Origin of the sequence: Streptomyces sp. JL2001 (assembly GCF_050917515.1) — a bacterium.
Classification (GTDB): domain Bacteria; phylum Actinomycetota; class Actinomycetes; order Streptomycetales; family Streptomycetaceae; genus Streptomyces.
Genome location: NZ_CP169421.1, coordinates 1,330,362 through 1,348,574 on the forward strand (window position 1 = coordinate 1,330,362; position 18,213 = coordinate 1,348,574).

The 18,213-nt window shown below is 72.1% G+C and carries 16 protein-coding genes and 1 riboswitch; of the genes, 1 reads left to right on the plus strand and 15 read right to left on the minus strand.

What is annotated here, in order from left to right; translation table 11 throughout:
- Positions 1-146 precede the first annotated feature (146 nt).
- Positions 147-941, minus strand: coding sequence for an SGNH/GDSL hydrolase family protein (locus tag ACE1OA_RS05800; protein ID WP_384866372.1), 795 nt, complete (start codon positions 939-941; stop codon positions 147-149).
- Positions 942-1,122: 181 nt separating this feature from the next.
- A complete protein-coding gene (locus ACE1OA_RS05805) occupies positions 1,123-2,082 on the minus strand; it encodes a LysM peptidoglycan-binding domain-containing M23 family metallopeptidase (RefSeq protein WP_432752412.1) in 960 nt (319 codons plus the stop codon).
- 2 nt (positions 2,083-2,084) lie between these two features.
- Positions 2,085-2,241: riboswitch (cyclic di-AMP (ydaO/yuaA leader) on the minus strand.
- Between the two features lie 391 nt (positions 2,242-2,632).
- Between ACE1OA_RS05805 and ACE1OA_RS05810 the strand changes: the two genes are divergently transcribed.
- Complete coding sequence (locus ACE1OA_RS05810; RefSeq protein WP_356600329.1) at positions 2,633-3,445, plus strand: tyrosine-protein phosphatase; 813 nt, start codon at positions 2,633-2,635, stop codon at positions 3,443-3,445.
- Positions 3,446-3,475: 30 nt separating this feature from the next.
- Here ACE1OA_RS05810 and ACE1OA_RS05815 read toward each other — a convergent pair whose 3' ends face one another.
- From ACE1OA_RS05815 to ACE1OA_RS05875, 13 genes are all read right to left on the minus strand, one after another.
- Positions 3,476-3,628: a DUF6126 family protein gene (locus ACE1OA_RS05815; RefSeq protein ID WP_356600331.1), complete on the minus strand. Its 153-nt coding sequence runs from the start codon at positions 3,626-3,628 to the stop codon at positions 3,476-3,478.
- A gap of 20 nt (positions 3,629-3,648) precedes the next feature.
- Positions 3,649-4,308, minus strand: a complete 660-nt coding sequence (locus ACE1OA_RS05820) for a helix-turn-helix domain-containing protein (protein WP_356600333.1) — start codon at positions 4,306-4,308, stop codon at positions 3,649-3,651.
- Between the two features lie 72 nt (positions 4,309-4,380).
- Positions 4,381-5,814 (minus strand): aspartate aminotransferase family protein, encoded by a 1,434-nt coding sequence (locus ACE1OA_RS05825; protein WP_356776744.1) that lies wholly within the window; start codon positions 5,812-5,814, stop codon positions 4,381-4,383.
- A gap of 13 nt (positions 5,815-5,827) precedes the next feature.
- Positions 5,828-7,708: a 1-deoxy-D-xylulose-5-phosphate synthase gene (dxs, locus tag ACE1OA_RS05830; protein ID WP_432752413.1), complete on the minus strand. Its 1,881-nt coding sequence runs from the start codon at positions 7,706-7,708 to the stop codon at positions 5,828-5,830.
- 51 nt (positions 7,709-7,759) lie between these two features.
- Positions 7,760-8,938 (minus strand): flavodoxin-dependent (E)-4-hydroxy-3-methylbut-2-enyl-diphosphate synthase, encoded by a 1,179-nt coding sequence (gene ispG, locus ACE1OA_RS05835; protein WP_356600339.1) that lies wholly within the window; start codon positions 8,936-8,938, stop codon positions 7,760-7,762.
- Positions 8,939-8,942: 4 nt separating this feature from the next.
- Positions 8,943-9,965, minus strand: coding sequence for an adenosyl-hopene transferase HpnH (hpnH, locus tag ACE1OA_RS05840; protein ID WP_356600341.1), 1,023 nt, complete (start codon positions 9,963-9,965; stop codon positions 8,943-8,945).
- A gap of 7 nt (positions 9,966-9,972) precedes the next feature.
- Positions 9,973-10,638 carry a 1-hydroxy-2-methyl-2-butenyl 4-diphosphate reductase gene (locus tag ACE1OA_RS05845; RefSeq protein ID WP_356600343.1) on the minus strand — a complete coding sequence of 222 codons (666 nt, stop codon included), beginning with the start codon at positions 10,636-10,638 and terminating at the stop codon, positions 9,973-9,975.
- Positions 10,635-12,623, minus strand: coding sequence for a squalene--hopene cyclase (gene shc / locus ACE1OA_RS05850; protein WP_384866362.1), 1,989 nt, complete (start codon positions 12,621-12,623; stop codon positions 10,635-10,637). The genes ACE1OA_RS05845 and shc overlap by 4 nt, the downstream gene beginning before the upstream one ends.
- 104 nt (positions 12,624-12,727) lie before the next feature.
- Entirely contained in the window at positions 12,728-13,828 is a 1,101-nt protein-coding gene (locus tag ACE1OA_RS05855; RefSeq protein ID WP_356600347.1) for a polyprenyl synthetase family protein, read from the minus strand.
- On the minus strand, positions 13,825-15,249 hold the full coding sequence (gene hpnE / locus ACE1OA_RS05860) for a hydroxysqualene dehydroxylase HpnE (protein ID WP_432752414.1): 1,425 nt from the start codon (positions 15,247-15,249) through the stop codon (positions 13,825-13,827). Before hpnE ends, ACE1OA_RS05855 begins: the two co-directional genes overlap by 4 nt.
- A gap of 82 nt (positions 15,250-15,331) precedes the next feature.
- Positions 15,332-16,282 (minus strand): presqualene diphosphate synthase HpnD, encoded by a 951-nt coding sequence (gene hpnD / locus ACE1OA_RS05865; RefSeq protein WP_356600351.1) that lies wholly within the window; start codon positions 16,280-16,282, stop codon positions 15,332-15,334.
- Positions 16,279-17,190 carry a squalene synthase HpnC gene (gene hpnC, locus ACE1OA_RS05870; RefSeq protein WP_384866356.1) on the minus strand — a complete coding sequence of 304 codons (912 nt, stop codon included), beginning with the start codon at positions 17,188-17,190 and terminating at the stop codon, positions 16,279-16,281. Before hpnC ends, hpnD begins: the two co-directional genes overlap by 4 nt.
- A gap of 298 nt (positions 17,191-17,488) precedes the next feature.
- Positions 17,489-18,181, minus strand: a complete 693-nt coding sequence (locus tag ACE1OA_RS05875) for a TetR/AcrR family transcriptional regulator (protein ID WP_356600355.1) — start codon at positions 18,179-18,181, stop codon at positions 17,489-17,491.
- Positions 18,182-18,213 lie beyond the last annotated feature (32 nt).

Here is an 18,213-nt window from a genome sequence, read left to right on the forward strand (position 1 = left end):
TCCCCGGCGGGCGCACGACGCCGGCTTCGGCACCACGCTGCGCTGTCCGGTCGCCCGAACACGCCCGGTATGAGGACGACCCTCCGCCTTGCGATGCACCGCATCCGACGCCGTGCGCCGACCCACCGCGGACTACGGGACAGCCCTCAGAGAGGCATGAGGTCCGGGCGCTTGGCCGCGACGTGGTCCCCCGAGCTCTCGCCCCGCAGCCGGCGCCCGATCCACGGCACCAGGTACTCCCGGGCCCAGTGGATGTCGTCCCGGCGGACCTCCAGCGGGCCGCGCGGCGGCAGCGGCGGCCACGGCTGGTCGGGGTCGGCCGGCACGTCCATGCCGAGGACCTGGGCGGCGCGCAGCGCGACCCGGGTGTGCCCCTCGGGCGACAGGTGCAGCCGGTCGTCGTCCCAGGCCCGCCTGTCCTGGACGGACTTGAGCGACCACAGGTCGAGGACCGGGCAGCCGTAGCGGTCGGCCACGGACCGGACGTGCGCCGTGTAGGTGGCGATCTTGCCGCGCAGGTGCCGCAGTACGGGGACGTCGCGGGTGTCGAAGCCGGTGGTCACCATCACGGTGCCGACGGCGGAGGTCAGGTCGGCGACGGCACGCTCGAAGCGCTCGGCGACGTCGTCGGGGTCGGTGCCGGGGCGGATGATGTCGTTCCCGCCGGCGCAGAAGGTCACCAGGTCGGGGGCGAGTTGCTTCGCGCGGGGCACCTGCTCCGCCACGATCTGGTCGAGGAGCCGGCCGCGTACGGCGAGGTTGGCGTATCGGAATGCGTCGTGCTCGGGCAGCTGGTCGGCGAGCAGGACCGCGAAACGGTCCGCCCAGCCGACGTACGCCCCGTCGGGCCCCGGGTCCCCTACGCCCTCGGTGAAGCTGTCACCGATCGCCGCGTACGACCCGAATACGTGCGCGTCTGTTGATCTCGAATCGTCTGCCACGAGAACACATCTTTCCCTTACGGATGTGACCTACGCGACCGTAGGGCGGGGTTGACGACGGGTGAGATACGCCACCGGTCAAGATTGCGCCAAGCCGGAATACGCGGCAGGTTCCGCGGGGTCGGCACGACACCCCCGAGGCCCGGCACGTGACGTGCCGGGCCTGACGGGGCGTCGAGGATCAGACGTTGACGCCGTGCTCCCGGAGGTAGGCCAGCGGGTCGATGTCCGAGCCGTAGCTCGGCCCGGTGCGCATCTCGAAGTGCAGGTGCGGACCGCTGGAGTTGCCGGTCGAGCCGGACAGGCCGATCTGGTCGCCGCCCGCGACGGTCTGGCCGGCGGAGACGGAGAGGGAGGAGAGGTGGGCGTACTGCGAGTACGTGCCGTCGGCGTGCTGGATGACGACCTCGTTGCCGTAGGCGCCGCTCCAGCCGGCGGAGTAGACCGTGCCGGGGCCGACGGCCTTCACCGAGGTGCCGGAGGAGGCGATGAAGTCGACACCGGTGTGGTAGCCGGAGGACCACATGGAGCCGGAGGCGCGGTACGGGGTGCCGATGCCGCCGCCGACCGGGGCGACCCAGCCGGAGCCGGTGGACGGGGTGGACGGCGCGCTCTGCGCGGCCGGGGCCGTGGACTGGACGGCGGGACGCTCGCTGCTGCGGGAGCTGCGGGTCTCGGCGGACGCCTTCTTGGCGGTGGCCTTCTTGGCGGGGGCCTTCGGGGCGGCCTTGGGCGCGGGGGCCTTGGCCGTCGACTTCGCGCCGAGGGTGAGCTTCATGCCCGGGAAGATCAGCGAGGGGTTCCCGCCGACGACCTGGCGGTTGTCGGAGTAGAGCTTCTTCCAGCCGCCCGCGAGGTGGTGCTCGGCGGCGATCTTGGACAGGTAGTCGCCGGCGACGACGGAGTAGGTACGGGGCTTGGCCTTGGCCGCGGGGGCCGCGGCGGGGGCCTGGGCCGGGGTGGCGGCCGCGGCGGTGACGGCCTGCTGCGGCGCCTGGGCCGGGGCGGCCTGCTCGGCGGCGTGGGCTCCGGTCGCACCGAGGAGCGGCAGGGCGACGACGGCGCCACCGGCGCCGGCGGCGACGAATCCACGGCTGATCGGGTTGACCTTGGGACGGCGGTGCTTACCCTTCGCGGGCATGGCGAATTCCTCTCCGTCGCCTGCGAGGTGAGCTGTCGGGTTCGGACTGGAGATGTCCGGTCGCGCCTTCGCGCGACTTCACCCCGAGCCGTCCTGACCTGAAGGATCGGCGTACTACCTGGGTCCCCCGCTCCTGCCACACGTGGGTGGGTGCGAATTCCGGACGGTGGCAGGATTCGGCGGTCCGACCGGATTGACGGTGACCGTAGACGAGCGGAGTCGGCGCGAACAAGCCACCGCTTTCCCCCCGCATTCCCCGATCCGGAATTCTTCGGGAATTCCGGTCACCCTGCGTGGATGACGGGCCTTCGGCCCCCTTTGCCCAGAAGGCCGTTGCCCAAGACGATCAGGCACGTTCCGTCACAGTTATGACGCTGCTCACGCGCCACAGCTCATCTCCCCTGTAACCAGGGCGCGTTATCTCTAATATCCCAATTCGGACAGAACACCCATTCCCGTCCGAGGGGTGTGCGAACCAGCCACCTGCCGGGATGATTGCACCAAGAACCGATCTCGCACGATCAAAGATCGTCGACACTCAGGAGCACTCGTGACGCAGCAGCTGCCGCAGGTCCCGTCGACCGAACCCGAGCTGAGCGGGGTACGCAACTTCCGTGACGTCGGTGGCCTGCCGACCACGGACGGCCGGTCGGTTCGGTTCGGGCGGCTCTTCCGCAGCGGCCACCTCGCGCACGCCACCGAGGAGGACGCGGCCTTCCTGACGACGCTGGGCCTGCACACGGTCTTCGACTTCCGCAACCACGCCGACCGCAAGGTCGAGGGTCCGGACGTCGAGCTCCCGGGCGTACGGAACGTGAACATCCCGCTCAACGATCCGGCCGACGGCAAGGAGTTCTGGAAGCTGGTGAGCGGCGGCGAGCTGGAGCAGCTGCGGGAGGCGCTCGGCAACGGCAAGGCCGCCGACCGTATGTCCGATTCGTACCGGAAGATGATTGTGGAGCGCACCGCCGAGCACAGCCGGATCCTGCACTCCATGGCCGAGGACAGCATCCCCGCCCTGATGCACTGCGCGGCCGGCAAGGACCGCGCCGGCCTCTCCATCGCGATCTCGCTGCTCGCGGTCGGCGTCGAGCGCGAGGCCGTCGAGGCGGACTACCTGAAGTCGAACGACCCGCACCGCCGCTACAAGGTGCGCCGCAGCTCCACCTCCGCGGACGCGATGGCGCCCGAGGTGATGGAGCTGCTCAGCCCCCTGTTCGACGCGCGCCTGGAGTACATCCGGGCGGCGTTCGACACGATCGAGCTGACCTGGGGCACGGTCGACGACTACCTCTCGCAGGGCCTGAAGCTCTCCCCCGAGACGCGCGAGCGCCTGCGCGGGCACCTGCTCGACGGACAGTAGGAAGCAGGGCCCACGGACCGGCCCGACGGACTACTTCTGCCCGCCCATCGCGAAGAGCAGATAGAGGAAGCCCGCGAAGAGGTGGCCGGCCACCAGGTAGGCGAAGAGGCGCAGGACGAGCCCCTTCGGGAACTTGCCCTCGCCGCGCTCCTCACCTGTGATCGGTGCGGACTTTTCGGACATGACGGCCCCTTCCGGTGGGCTCAGCGCGGATGCGGGGCCCCGTCGCCGAGGCACAGCTCGGCGGCGGGACTCTGCATCAGGGTATGGACGAAGAGCAGCTCGGCGCCGCCGCGGGTGGCGGCGCCGATGCGGTGCGGGGTGAGCGAGTCGAAGTGCGCGCTGTCCCCCGGGTCGAGCACGTGCACGGCGTCGCCGAGGGCGAGGCGCACCCGGCCGTCGAGGACGTGGAGCCATTCCTCGCCGGGATGGACCCGGACGATGTCGGTACGGGTGGCGTACGGCACGTGGACCCGGAGCGCCTGCAGGGCGCGCCCGGGGCCGCCGGCCTGATGATAGATCCAGCCGTCCGCCTCGACCGGCTCGGAGCGGCCGGCCCGGACGATCGGATCACGCTCGGGGGGCACCTCCCCCAGCAGCTCGGAGACCGTCGTACCGTAGATCCTGGCGAGGGCGAGCAGCATGGGCAGCGAGGGTTGCCGGCGGCCCGTCTCCAGCCTGGACAGATGGGCCGGCGAGAGGCCGGCCCGCTGCGCGGCGGCCTCCAGGGTGAGCCCGCGGCGCCGGCGCAGCCCGCGCAGCTGCGGGGCCACGTCGGGAAGCGCGTCCGGGACGCCGTCCGGCTCGCCGGACGTGCCCGGCTCGGCAGGGTCCGGGGACGGTGCTTCGTGGAGGTGCTCCATGCCTCCATTCCGCCAGGAACTTTCCTCGGAGGCAAATTTCTTGCCTCCGAGGCAAAAGCCAAAGTCAAAACCCTACCGTTGCGCCACCGCCTGCTTGACCAGCGTCTTCCCGAAGTCCCACATCAGTCCGCCGCCTCCGTGGGCGTCGTCCATGACCGCCGTGAAGGCGGTGACGAAGCGTTCCACGTCCGCCTCGTCGATGACCAGCGGCGGGATCAGCTTGATGACCTCCAGATGGTCCCCCGAGACCTGGGTCAGGATCCGGTGGCGCTGGAGCAGCGGTACCACGACCATCTGGGCGAAGAGCCCCTTGCGGGCGGCCTGCAGCATCGTCCACCGACTGCGCAGCCCGAGCGAGGACGGCCGGCCGAACTCGATCCCGATCATGAGTCCGCGGCCGCGGATCTCGTGCAGCAGCTCGTAGCGGGGCACCAGCTCCCGGAGCCTCGCGGTCAGCAGGTCTCCCATCCGGCGCGCGTGCGCCACCGTCCCCTCGGACTCCATGACCGCGAGCACGGCGAGCCCGGCCGCCATGGCCTGCGCGTTCGAACCGAAGCTGGCCGAGTGGACGAGGACCCGGTCCATGGACGAGTAGACCTTCTTGAAGATCCAGTCCTTGCCGAGGGTGGCGCCCACCGGCACGTAGCCGCCGGAGAGCGCCTTGGCCACACAGACCAGGTCCGGCTCGACCCCGTCCTCGTGCTGGTACGCGTAGAAGTCGCCGGTCCTGCCGAGGCCCGTCTGCACCTCGTCCGCGATCAGCAGGGCCCCGTGCCGGTGCAGGAGGTCCTGGGCCGCGCGCAGGAAGCCGGGGGGCGACTCGTGCACGCCCTTGCCCTGGATCGGCTCGACGACGAAGGCGGCCACGTCTCCCCGGCGCAGCTCCCGCTCCAGCGCGTCGAGGTCGCCGAGCGCGATCGCGGTGTCGGGCAGCAGCGGGGCGAAGCCTTCCCGGAAGCCCTTCTCGCCGTTGACCGACAGCGAACCGGTGGTCAGACCGTGGAAGGCGTGGGAGCAGTACAGGATCCTGGGCCGGCCGGTGGCGTACCGGGCGAACTTCAGGGCGGTCTCCACCGCCTCGGTGCCGCTGTTGCCGAAGAAGACCCGGTCCAGGTGCGGGCTGTGGGCGAGCAGGCGCTCGGCGAGCAGTCCGGGCAGCGGCTGGCAGTCGAAGCGCGTGAGATCGGCGAGCGAGGCGTCGAGGACGTCGTGCAGCGCCTTGCGGACGACGGGGTGGTGGCGGCCGAGGCCCATCACGCCGAATCCGGCGAGCATGTCGAGGTAGTCACCGCCCTCGGAGTCCCAGAAGTGGGCGCCCTCGGCCCGCTCGTAGACCTTGTCGAAGCCGATGGTGTGGAGCATGCGCGGGAGCTGGTGGTTCAGGTACGCGGCATGCAGCTCGTACCGCTCGGCGCCCCGCTCGGCCAGCAGGGCCGTCAGGTCGAATTCCTTGCCGGCCACCGGGACGGGCTCCTCGCTCACCACGGGTTCTGACTCCTCGCTCATCGGGCCCTCTCCCTCACTGACCGTTCTTCCGGTGCGCCAGGGCGGCGCTGATCCGTCCGGCGACCTCCACCGGGGTGAGCCCGAGGTCGGCCAGCACCTCGCTGCGCTTGGCGTGCGCGAGGAACTGCTCGGGGATGCCGAAGGTGCGCAGCGGGACGTCGACGCCGGCGTCGCGCAGGGCCTGGCCGACGGCGGCGCCGACCCCGCCGGTCCGGCTGTTGTCCTCGACGACCGCGACGAGCCGGTGCCGCTCGGCGAGCGGGGCGAGGGCCTCGTCGACCGGCTTGACCCAGCGCGGATCGACGACGGTGCAGCGGACCCCCCGGCCGGCCAGCAGGTCCGCGGCCTGGAGGCAGACGTCCGCCATCACGCCGACGGCGACGAGCAGGACGGTGGCGTCCTCGTCGCGGAGCAGGACGTCCATGCCGCCGATCCGGTCGAGGGCCGGCACGGGCGCCCCCGCGGTCTCCTTGGGGAAGCGCAGCAGGGTCGGCGCGTCGTGCACGTCCAGGGCCTCGCGCAGCTGGGCGCGCAGCTGGTCCGCGTCGCGCGGGGCGGCGATCCGCAGGCCGGGGACGACCTGGAGGAGCGACAGGTCCCACATCCCGTTGTGGGAGGCGCCGTCCGTGCCGGTGACACCGGCCCGGTCCAGGACGAAGGTGACGCCGCACCGGTGCAGCGCCACGTCCATGAGCAGCTGGTCGAAGGCGCGGTTGAGGAAGGTGGCGTAGACGGCGACGACGGGGTGGAGTCCGCCGGTGGCCAGGCCGGCCGCCGAGACCGCGGCGTGCTGTTCGGCGATGCCGACGTCCCAGACCCGGTCGGGGAAGCGTTCGGCGAACGCGGTGAGGCCGACGGGGTGCAGCATGGCGGCCGTGATCGCGACGACGTCGGGCCGCTCCGCCCCGATCTCGACCATCGCCTCGCCGAAGACGGACGTCCAGGACGGGCCGGCGGCGGGGGCGAGCGGCTCGCAGGTCAGCGGGTCCATCGCGCCGACGGCGTGGAAGCGGTCGGCCTCGTCGGCGAGGGCGGGCTGGTAGCCGCGGCCCTTCTCGGTGAGGCAGTGCACGATGACCGGGCCGCCGAACCGCTTGGCCCGGTGCAGGGCGGACTCCAGCGCCTCGATGTCGTGGCCGTCGATCGGGCCGACGTACTTCAGCCCCAGGTCCTCGAACATGCCCTGCGGCGCGAAGGCGTCCTTGAACCCCTTCTTGGCGCCGTGCAGCGACTCGTACAGGGGCCTGCCGACGACGGGGGTCCGCTCCAGGACGTCCTTGCCCCAGGTCAGGACGCGCTCGTAGCCGTCGGTGGTGCGCAGGGTCGCCAGGTGGTCCGCGAGGCCGCCGATGGTCGGGGCGTAGGAGCGCTCGTTGTCGTTGACGACGATGACGAGCGGGCGGTCCCTGGCGGCGGCGATGTTGTTCAGCGCCTCCCAGGCCATGCCGCCGGTCAGCGCGCCGTCGCCGATGACCGCGACGACGTGGTCGGAGCGGCCGAGCACCTCGTTGGCCTTGGCCAGGCCGTCCGCCCAGCCCAGGACGGTCGAGGCGTGCGAGTTCTCGATGACGTCGTGCTCGGACTCCGCCCGGGAGGGGTAGCCGGAGAGCCCGCCCTTGCTGCGGAGCTTGGAGAAGTCCTGCCGGCCGGTCAGCAGCTTGTGCACGTAGCTCTGGTGGCCGGTGTCCCACAGGATCCGGTCCGCGGGCGACTCGAACACCCGGTGCAGCGCGAGGGAGAGTTCCACGACGCCGAGGTTGGGGCCGAGGTGGCCACCGGTCCTGGCGACGGCGTGGATCAGGAACTGCCGGATCTCCTCGGCCAGTTCGACGAGCTCCGTGCCGCACAGCGGCCGGAGGTCGCGCGGCCCCCGGATGTTCTCCAGAATCGTCATGCTCGGCCCCCTTTCGGTCGGTTGGACACGTACGGTGGGCGGCGCGATGCGTCAGCCGCCCACGGTGACGGCGGGCGCCCCGGAGGGCACGCCGTCCTTCTCCAGCTGCTCGGCGATCTTCATCGCCTCCTCGATCAGGGTCTCGACGATCTTCGACTCCGGAACCGTCTTGATCACCTCGCCCTTCACGAAGATCTGACCCTTGCCGTTGCCCGACGCGACACCCAGGTCCGCCTCACGCGCCTCACCCGGACCGTTCACGACACAGCCCATCACCGCGACCCGCAGAGGCACCTCCATGCCCTCCAGACCCGCCGTGACCTCCTCGGCCAGCTTGTACACATCCACCTGCGCCCGCCCGCACGACGGACACGACACGATCTCCAACCGCCGCTGACGCAGATTCAGCGACTCCAGGATCTGGATACCGACCTTGATCTCCTCCGCCGGCGGAGCCGACAGCGACACCCGGATCGTGTCCCCGATCCCCTCCGCCAGCAGCGCACCGAACGCCACCGCCGACTTGATCGTCCCCTGGAACGCCGGACCCGCCTCCGTCACACCCAGGTGCAGCGGGTAGTCGCACTGCGCCGCCAGCTGACGGTAGGCGTTCACCATCACCACCGGGTCGTTGTGCTTCACCGAGATCTTGATGTCGCGGAAACCGTGCTCCTCGAACAGCGACGCCTCCCACAGCGCCGACTCCACCAGCGCCTCCGGGGTCGCCTTGCCGTACTTCTTCAGCAGCCGCGCGTCCAGCGAACCGGCGTTCACACCGATCCGGATCGGCGTGCCCGCCTCGGAGGCCGCCTTCGCGATCTCCTTCACCTTGTCGTCGAACTGCTTGATGTTGCCCGGGTTCACCCGCACCGCCGCGCACCCGGCGTCGATCGCCGCGAACACGTACTTCGGCTGGAAATGGATGTCCGCGATCACCGGGATCTGCGACTTCCTCGCGATCACCGCCAGCGCGTCCGCGTCGTCCTGCGTCGGGCACGCCACCCGCACGATCTGACACCCCGAAGCCGTCAGCTCCGCGATCTGCTGCAACGTCGCACCGATGTCGGACGTACGCGTCGTCGTCATCGACTGCACCGAGACGGGCGCGTCCCCGCCCACCGCCACCGACCCGACCTGGATGCGCCGTGAGACACGGCGCACCGAGACGGGCCGGGGCGGCAGCCCGGGGAGCCCCAGCGCGACCGGGGCCGCGGGTTCTCCCGTGGGCATCACGTCACCCGCTGCTGCCGGAGACGGTCTCGCGGACCGCCCGGAGGGACTCCTTCAGCGAGCCCATCGTGGCGAGGACGGCGGTGGGCTCGTAGCCGCAGTGCGCCATGCAGTTGGCGCAGCGCGGGTCCTTGCCCCGGCCGTACTTGTCCCAGTCGGTCTCCTCGATCAGCTCGCGGTACGTGGGCACGTACCCGTCGCTCATCAGATAGCAGGGGCGCTGCCAGCCGAAGAGCGAGTAGTTCGGGATCGCCCACGCCGTGCACGGGAAGTCCGCCTTGCCCTCCAGGAAGTCCAGGAAGAGCGGGGAGTGGTTCAGGCGCCAGCGGCGCCGGTTGCCGCCCGCGAAGGCCTTCCTGAAGAGCTCCCGGGTCTGCTCGACCCCGAGGAAGTGCTCCTGGTCGGGCGCCTTCTCGTAGGCGTACGCGGGCGAGATCATCATCTCGTCGACCTGGAGGTCGTCGTTGAGGTAGTTGAGCACCTCGATGATGGTCTGCGGGGTGTCGGTGTTGAAGAAGGTCGAGTTGGTGGTGACCCGGAAGCCGCGTCGCTTGGCCTCCTTGATCGCGGCCACCGCCTCGTCGAAGACGCCCTCCTTGGCGACGGACTCGTCGTGCCGCTCCCGCAGCCCGTCGATGTGCACGGCGAAGGCGAAGTAGGGCGAGGGGGTGAAGTCCTCCAGCTTCTTGCGCAGCAGCATGGCGTTGGTGCAGAGGAAGACGTACTTGCGCTTGGCTACCAACTGCCGCACGATCTCGTGGATCTGAGGGTGCATCAGGGGCTCGCCGCCGGCGATGGAGACCATCGGCGCCCCGGACTCCAGGACCGCGCCGACCGCCTGGGCGACGGGCATGCGCTGCTTGAGCACACCCGCCGGGTGCTGGATCTTGCCGCAGCCCTCGCACTTGAGGTTGCAGGCGAACAGCGGCTCCAGCTCGACGATCAACGGGAACTTTTCCCGCTTGCGGAGCTTCTGTTCGAAGAGATAGGTCCCGACCCGGATGGACTGACGGAGCGGCATGGCCATAACTCGCTCACCTCCTGGGGAGCAGCAAAGAACGGTGCCATTCGAAGAATGCGGGAAGGACGGCACGAAGAACACGGAAAGCCGATATTCCACCGCGTACCGTGCCGATCCGGACCAGTTCATGTTCTGGAGCGTCCACGACCACCCGGACGGCCGCAACCGGGCGGGGTCCGGCCACCAGCGCGGTGCGCAGCGTGGCGGCCGACTCCATGTCGACCGCGAGGGCGCCGGTGGCCAGCAGCTCGGACCGCTCGTGACCGCGCACGACGTGGTCGGACCCGGCCAGCGGGCCGGTGTGCACGGTGCGCCCGGGAACCGCCCGGGTCAGCGCCTTCACCAGCAGTTCCGGGCCGGTGCACACGGTGGTGCCGTCCGGACCGGCCGCGTCGCCGCGGGTCTCCTCCGCCACGACCAGGTCGCCGGGGTGCATCCCGGGCGCGAGGCCGGCGCAGAAGCCGGAGGCGACGACGACGGCGTCCCGCCAGGGCTCCTCGGCGAGCGCCCGGGAGACGGCCCGGCGGGCACGGTCCGGGCCCATGCCCGTGCGCACCACGGTGAACGGGCCGGAGGCCCCGGAGCGTCCGCCGCTGCGCAGGGCGAGCTGCTCGATGCCGAGCGCGCAGGCGATCAGCAGCGGCGGTGAGGAGAGCGCGGCCTCCGGCTCCTGGCTCATCCGCCCTCCCGGGAGACGACCGGCTCGCCGTTCACGTAGCGGCCCAGCGCCGTGAGCGGGAACACCAGCCGGTAGAGGTGGTAGTTGATGGAGAAGTCCCAGGGGAATCCGGTACCCGTGAACCAGGGCTCGTCCCAGGTGCCGTCCTCGCGCTGGGTGTCGGTGAGCCAGGCGACGCCCCGTTCGACGGTCTTCGACTCGCGCTCGCCGGCCGCGAGCAGGGCGAGGAGCGCCCAGGCGGTCTGCGAGGCGGTGGAGGTCCCGTGGCCGATCCAGGGCCGTTCGTGGTACGAGCGCAGGTCCTCGCCCCAGCCTCCGTCGTCGTTCTGCACGGACTCGAGCCAGGCGACGGCCCGGCGGATCGCCGGGTGCGATCCGGGCAGGCCGGCCGCGGTGAGGGCCGGGACCACCGAGCCCGTGCCGTAGATGTAGTTGACGCCCCAGCGGCCGAACCAGGCGCCGTTCGGCTCCTGTTCGGCGAGCAGCCACTCAACTCCCCTGCGGGTACGGGGGTGTCGGGCCCTGCCCTCGTAGGCGAGCATCTCGACCATGTGGGCGGTGACGTCGGCGGAGGGCGGGTCGATCACCTCGCCGAAGTCGCAGAACGGCAGCCGGTTGGGGAGGGGGCTGGTGTTGTCGGCGTCGAAGGCGCCCCAGGCCCCGTTCCTCGACTGCATGCCGAGGCTCCAGCGGCCCCCGCGGGCGATCGCGGCCTCGACCCGGGCGGGGTCGGGGTGCTTCACCCGGCGCAGTGCCAGGATCACCTCGGCGGTGTCGTCGATGTCGGGGTAGTTGTCGTTGTGGAACTCGAACGCCCAGCCGCCCGGCGGGAGTCCCGGCCGGCGCACGGCCCAGTCGCCGCGCTTGACGATCTCCTCGGCGAGCATCCAGTCGGCGGCCTTGACCAGGGCCGGATGGTCCGGCGGCAGGCCCGCGTCGGCGAGGGCGATCGTGGCCAGGCAGGTGTCCCAGACCGGCGACTGACACGCCTCGATCATGCGGGAGCCGTCCTCCCGCCAGACGGCGAAGCGGTCGAGGGACTCCAGTCCGGCGCGCATGACCGGGTGGTTCAGGTCGTAGCCGAGCAGATGGAGGGCAATGACCGAGTAGACGGCCGGGGGCTGGATGCCGCCCCAGCAGCCGTCGTTCTCCTGGCGTTCGACGATCCAGCGGGCGGCGACCTTCATGGCGGCCTCGCGCAGCCGCCGGGGCGCGACCCGGTGGTACAGGTGCATCGCCTTGTCGAGGCGCTGGAAGAGGCCGTCCCAGCTGGTCGCGGGAGCCGGCGGCCTGGGCGGGTTGGGCCGGGCCGGGTCGGTGTGCAGCTCGTCCAGCGGGAAGGGCGCGGGCCGCACCGGCCGCTTGGCGGAGACCACCGTGAGCGGCACGATGGTCTGGCGGGCCCAGCAGCCGAAGTCGTAGATGTTGAGCGGGAACCACTTCGGCAGGTAGATCAGCTCGGGCGGCAGTTCGGGCAGGTCCTCCCAGCGCCACCAGCCGAACAGGGCGAGCCAGATCCGGGTGAAGACCCGGGCGGCGGCGATCCCGCCCCGGTCGCGGACCCAGGCGGAGGCGCGCGCCATGTGCGGGGCGTCGGGGAGGTCCCCGGCGAGCCGCAGCGCGACGTAGGCCTCGATGGTGGCGGAGAGCTCGCCGGGCCCGCCGTGGAACGTGGGCCAGGTGCCGTCCTCGTGCTGCCGCCCGCGGATGTGCAGGGCGGCGGCGCGGGTGGTCTCGGCGTCGAGGATGCCCAGGAACTGACGGAGCAGCAGGTCCTCGGCGTCCATGGTGACGTTGGTCTCCAGGTCGCCCTTCCACCAGCCTTCGGCGTCCTGACGGTCGAGCAGATGTGCGATGGAGCGCTCGGCGGCCCGGGCCGCGGCCTCGTCGAGGCCGCTCCGCACGGGCGCGGTACCGGATGTTTCGCTGGCCGAGGCCGCCCGGGGGCCCACGGCCCCGGCGCTTCCGTCGGTCGTCGCTGTCATGGCTTCCCCTTCGTGCAGTCGGATTCTGCTTCTTCGGGTCTGCCGTCGGCCGGCGCCGGGTGGCGCCGGCCGGCGACTGCGAACTCATATCAGGGTGATGGTGATCATCTCTTCCGTACGACGACGAAGTCGGCGAGTGCGGTGAGCTGGGCCCTGACCCGCTCGGGCATGTCCACCTCGTGCAGCGCGCCGATGGCGACGGCGTGCTGACGGCGGGCCTCCTGGGAGGTCCACTCCCGGCCGCCCGCCTCCTCGATGAGCGCCGCCCGGGTGGCGAACTCCTCCTCGGAGAAGGAGTCGAAGTCGTTGCTCTTGGCGTCGGCGGCGAGCAGTTCGCCGAGCCGCTCGGAGGCCGGTCCGCCCGCGGCGAGGGCGGCGACGACCGGCAGGGACTTCTTGCGCTGGCGCAGGTCGCTCCAGGTCTGCTTGCCGGTGGACTCCGGGTCGCCCCAGATGCCGAGAAGGTCGTCGACGGCCTGGAAGGCGAGGCCGAGGTGGTAGCCGTACTCCTCCAGCTTGTCCGCCGTGCGGTCGTCGGCGCCGCCGAGGACCGCGCCGATGGAGACCGCGCAGGCGAGCAGGGCGCCCGTCTTGTTGCCCTCCATCTCCAGGCACTCCTCGACGGTGACCCGCTCGCGGTGCTCGTAGGAGATGTCCTGGGCCTGGCCGTCGATCAGCTTGCGGGTGGCGGTGGTCAGGCGGCGGGTGGCGCGGCCGGCCTCGACGGTGCCGAGTTCGAGGAGCAGCTCGTTGGCCAGTGCGAACAGGGCGTCGCCGACGAGGATCGCCTGGGCGGGGCCGTGCACCTTCCAGACCGTGTCGCGGTGGCGGCGCTGCTCGTCGCCGTCCATCAGGTCGTCGTGCAGCAGCGAGAAGTTGTGGACGAGCTCCACGGCGACGGCGCCGGGGACGCCGACCTCGGGGGCCGCACCGGCCGCCTCGGCGGAGAGCAGCGCGAGCGCCGGGCGGACGGCCTTGCCGCCGTCGCCGTCGGCCGGGTTGCCCTGGGCGTCGATCCAGCCGAAGTGGTAGGCGGCCACGGTGTCCATCGGGGGTGCGAGCCGGTCGACGGCGGCCCGCAGCACAGGGGTGGACAGGGTCCGTCCCCGCTCCAGCAGGGCGGTCACGTCCTCGGTGTCGACGACCGGATTCACCGGGGGCACTGTCGGCACGGTTTCTCCTCTTGTTCCAGTACTCACACTCATACCGCCTCCTGCAGCGGGTGTTCATGGCGGCGGCCGAGGGCGGAGAGCGCGGCACCCGCGGCGCTGAAACCGCTGCGGACGGCGCCCTCCATGGTCGCGGGCCAGCCGGTGGCGGTCCACGCGCCGGCCAGGTACAGGCCGGGAGCATGGGTGCGGGCGCCGGGACGGAGCCGGCCGACGCCCGGGCTGGGAGCGAACGTGGCCGTACGCTCCCGGGTGACGAAGAAGTCGCGGATGCCGGCGCCACGGGCGGCGGGCAGCAGGCGCTCCAGTTCCGGGAGGTACCGGGCGCGCAGGTCGGCGACCGGCAGGTCGACGTCGTCCTGGGCGGCGGACTGCGAGACGGCGAGGTACTGGCCGCCGCCCTTCAGTCCGGAGGAGTCCGTGCGGTCGAAGACCCACTGGACCGGGGTGCCGAGCGCGGCGAAGAAGGGCTGCCGGAGCACCTTGCGGTCGTAGACCACGTGCACGTTGAGGATGGGCGCCGTGCCGATGTCGAGCAGCCGGTCGGGGTCGTCGAGCGCGCCCTCGGGCAGCAGGTCGCGGGTCTCGCGCTGCGGTACGGCGAGGACGACGGCGTCGGCCTCGATCCGCTCCCCCGGCACCTCGACGGTCCAGCGCCCGGATTCGGCCCGGGTGATGCGCTCGGCCTTGGTGCGCAGGGCGGTGCGCACGCCGAGGGAGTCGAGGGCCTTGCCGGCCAGGGTGTCGTGGAGCTCGCCGAGGGGGACGTGGGCCCATCCGATGTCGGCGGCGCCGGGCTCGGAGAGCAGCCCGGTCTTGAAGACCATGGCGGCCAGGCCCATCGAGGCGTGCGGGGCGGTGGCGTTGAGGGTGGCGACGCCGACCAGGTCCCAGAGAGCCTCGATGGTGCGGGCGGACTGGCCGTGCCGGCCGAGCCAGGTCGCGAAGTCGATGCCGTCGAGGGCGGGGTCGGCGGGGTCGAGCGACTTCAGCGCGAGGGCGGCGCGGCCGACGCTCGCGCGTTCGGCGAGGGAGAGGTGCGGATACGTGGCGAGGCTGGCGGCCAGGTGGAGCGGTACGGGCAGGCCGCTGCGGCGCAGCCGTCCGAGCCGGGGTCCCCGGGGGTGGGCGACGTCGAGGACGGGGACGTCCAGGCGGCGCTGCAGCGGCGCCAGCGCGGCGCCTTCGACACGGTCGAGGAACCAGCGGTAGGCGGTGCAGCAGCGCAGGTAGACGTGCTGGCCGTTGTCGACGGTCAGTTCGCCGCGCCGGAAGGAGAAGGCGAGCCCGCCCAGCCGGGGGCGGCCTTCGAGCAGGGTGACCCGCACGCCGCTGTCGGCGAGCTGGAGGGCGGCGGTGATGCCGGCGAGTCCGCCGCCGACGACGACGGCGTGCGGCGGGCGGTCGGTGTCGGTCCGCGCGGTCGCGGGGCGGCGGGCGCCGTCGTCGTCGGTCATGCCGCCTCCCCTCGGGCCGTCGCAGTCATGGACGCACCCGAGCGCTCCGGGGTTGCGTGGTCGCCGTGCGTGTGCGGGCGCATCAGGCACGCCTCCTGACGGTGCGCCGGGAGACGTGACGGGTGTCGAGACCGGACAGGCCGCGGACGGCGACGTACGCCTTCTCGTGGCCGGGCAGCGAGACCCGTCCGCGCAGGACGGCCTCGGGGTCGCGCTCGATCCGGTCGAGCAGCCGCCGGTAGATGCCGGCCATGGCGGCGACGCAGGCGCCGCTGCGCCGGTCGAGCATGGGCAGGAGCCGGTACCCCTCGGCGAACAGGGCCCGTGCGCGGCGGACTTCGAAGTGGACGAGGCCGGCGAAGTCGGCGCCGGCGGGCGGGGTGTCGCTGCGGAAGCCCTCGCCGCAGCCGAACTTGGCGAGATCGTCGGCGGGCAGGTAGGTGCGGCCGTTGCCGGCGTCCTCCCGTACGTCCCGCAGGATGTTGGTGAGCTGGAGCGCCAGGCCCAGGGTGTCGGCGTACTCGGCGGCCCGCTCCACGCCCTGCGCGCCCGGCTGGGTGCCGAACACGCCGAGCGAGAGCCGGCCGATGGCACCGGCGACGCACCGGCAGTAGACCTTCAGGTCGTCCCAGGTCTCGTAGGTCTCGCCGCGCACGTCCATGAGGACGCCGTCGATCAGTTCGTCGAGTCCGTCGAGCGGGATCGGGAAGCGTCGCGAGGCGTCGGCGAGGGCCACCGCCACGGGGTCGGTGTCGTCCTCGTCGACGTCGCCCTTGCGGATCCGCTCCAGCAGGGCGCGGGTCCCTTCGAGGCGGTCCTGCTTGACCTCGGGCGCGAGGCCCCCGTCGCCGATGTCGTCGACCCGCCGGGAGAACGCGTACAGCGCCGACATGGCCTGCCGCTTCTCGACCGGCAGCAGTCGGATCCCGTAGGCGAAGTTGCGGGCCTGCTGTCCGGTGACGGCCTCGCAGTAGCTGTACGCGGCCTGTACCGGCGCCGACACCTGCGTCTGTCCCTCCACGGTCCGGCTCACCCCTCTCTCCGCGCCGCGAGCAGGACCGTTCCGGCTCGGCGCATCAGACTCGGTTTGGTGGGCTTGGGAGCACGCGCCAGCACGTCGAACCCGGCGGCGGCGATCGCGTCGAGCGCGGCGTGCCCGCCTGCCGCGAACCCGGCGAGCAGCAGACGCAGCCTGCCGTGGACGCTGCCCACCAGCGGCGTGCCGTCCGCCAGCAGCGCGCGGGCGCGTGCGGCCTCGAAGGCGATCAGGGAACGCACCGACGCGCCGGCGGTGGGCCGGGCGAGGTCGTCCTCGGTGACGTGGAAGCGCTTCAGGTCCTCGGCGGGCAGGTAGATCCGGTCCCGGCCGAGGTCCTCGGCTACGTCCTGGAGGTGCTCGACGATCTGCAGGGCGGTGCAGATCGCGTCGGAGCGACGGATCCGCTCGGGGGTGGCGGTGCCGGTGACGCCCAGGACGATCCGGCCGACGGGGTTCGCGGAGAGCTCGCAGTAGGCGAGGAGGTCGTCGTAGGTCTCGTAGCGGCGCACCAGCTGGTCCTGGCGGTTCGCGGCGAGCAGGCCGAGGAACGGCTCGGGGGTGAGGCCGCGGCGGCGCACGGTCGGCTGGAGGGCCCGCAGCAGCGGGTGACGGGGCGTGGAGTCGAAGACACGGCGCAGGTCGGTCTCGAGGGCGTCCAGCATCACGCCGCGGTCCTCGGCGTCCCCGGGCGCGACGCCGAGCAGGCGGGCGTCGGCGCCGCCGGGTGCGAGGTCGCCGTCGCCGATGTCGTCGACGAGGCGGGCGTAGCCGTAGGCCGCCATGAGGTCGTCGCGCCAGGCGCGCGGCAGGAAGAAGGGGGCCACGGGGAAGTTCTCGTCCGCGGCCTTGTCGAGCGTGGTGCGCGGGGTGGCATCGGGGCGCGCCTGCCGGACTCGCGTCACCGGGCGCTGCCCGACGCGGGGACGGCGACACCCTCGTGGAGCTGGAGATTTCGCGTCATGGCCGTCACATCTCCTGTTCTACACTGCCGATCCAATCCATCCTATTTCGGACACGCCACCGGGCCTCCCCGGAGGGATCGCCGCCTGACGGCCGGGATGCCTAGGGAGTATCGCCCCACTTGCCACGAATCAGCACCGGTACAGCTTACGTTGTACAACGCCCAGTGCCGCGTCGGGGTGCTGGGCTCATTGCGAAAACATCACCCGTCGCGCCAACCTTCCCGCAGGGCACGGGAGTTCACGCATCCGTGACCTTGGCGCGGGCGTCCCGCGCGGCGCGGCCGACCCGCGCGCCGGAGACGACCATGGCGAGGGTGCTCTCGACGACGTCCTCCCGGCGCTGTGCGGGAAGCCGCCGCAGCGGCCCTTCGAGCAGGAGGAGTGACAGTCCGTGCACGGCCGAGCACGCGGCGGCCTCGGCCGCGGTCCGGCACGCGGGCAGTACGCGGCGGGCCCGGGCCAAGGCCGCGAGCGCGTCCGTGAGCAGGGTGAACGCGCGGATCTCCGGTTCCGGCCGGGGCGCCCGCCCGCCCGGGTTCCACTCCTCGCCGCAGGCGGGCCGGGGAGTGCAGAACGCCGCCCGGAAGAGGCCGGAGTGGTCCAGGGCGAAACCGACGTAGGCGCGGCCGAGGGCGGCGAGCCGCAGCTCGGCCGCCGTGGCGGGGTCGTCGGCACCCGGGGCGCCGTCGGCGGCCCGCTCCATCGCCTCGGCGAGCTCCCGCTGGGCGTGGGCCTTGACGGCTCCGAGCAGCTCGCCCTGGCCGTCGAAGTGCCGGTAGGCGGCGGTGGGCGAGACGCAGACGCGACGGGCGGCCTCCCGCAGCACGACCCGTTCGGGGCCGCCTTCGCGGGCGAGGTCGACGGCGGCGCAGATCAGCGCGTTGCGCAGGTCGCCGTGGTGGTAGGACTTTCCCCCCGAGATCGCTGCCATGGGCTCATCCTGCCCGATGTTGACCGCATGAA

Coding starts and splice junctions, on each gene's coding strand:
- ACE1OA_RS05805 (WP_432752412.1), bottom strand. CDS start 2,082: ATGCCCGCGAAGGGTAAGCACCGCCGTCCCAAGGTCAACCCGATCAGC.
- ACE1OA_RS05815 (WP_356600331.1), bottom strand. CDS start 3,628: ATGTCCGAAAAGTCCGCACCGATCACAGGTGAGGAGCGCGGCGAGGGC.
- ACE1OA_RS05820 (WP_356600333.1), bottom strand. CDS start 4,308: ATGGAGCACCTCCACGAAGCACCGTCCCCGGACCCTGCCGAGCCGGGC.
- ACE1OA_RS05825 (WP_356776744.1), bottom strand. CDS start 5,814: ATGAGCGAGGAGTCAGAACCCGTGGTGAGCGAGGAGCCCGTCCCGGTG.
- dxs (WP_432752413.1), bottom strand. CDS start 7,708: ATGACGATTCTGGAGAACATCCGGGGGCCGCGCGACCTCCGGCCGCTG.
- ispG (WP_356600339.1), bottom strand. CDS start 8,938: ATGCCCACGGGAGAACCCGCGGCCCCGGTCGCGCTGGGGCTCCCCGGG.
- hpnH (WP_356600341.1), bottom strand. CDS start 9,965: ATGGCCATGCCGCTCCGTCAGTCCATCCGGGTCGGGACCTATCTCTTC.
- ACE1OA_RS05845 (WP_356600343.1), bottom strand. CDS start 10,638: ATGAGCCAGGAGCCGGAGGCCGCGCTCTCCTCACCGCCGCTGCTGATC.
- shc (WP_384866362.1), bottom strand. CDS start 12,623: ATGACAGCGACGACCGACGGAAGCGCCGGGGCCGTGGGCCCCCGGGCG.
- ACE1OA_RS05855 (WP_356600347.1), bottom strand. CDS start 13,828: ATGAGTGTGAGTACTGGAACAAGAGGAGAAACCGTGCCGACAGTGCCC.
- hpnE (WP_432752414.1), bottom strand. CDS start 15,249: ATGACCGACGACGACGGCGCCCGCCGCCCCGCGACCGCGCGGACCGAC.
- ACE1OA_RS05875 (WP_356600355.1), bottom strand. CDS start 18,181: ATGGCAGCGATCTCGGGGGGAAAGTCCTACCACCACGGCGACCTGCGC.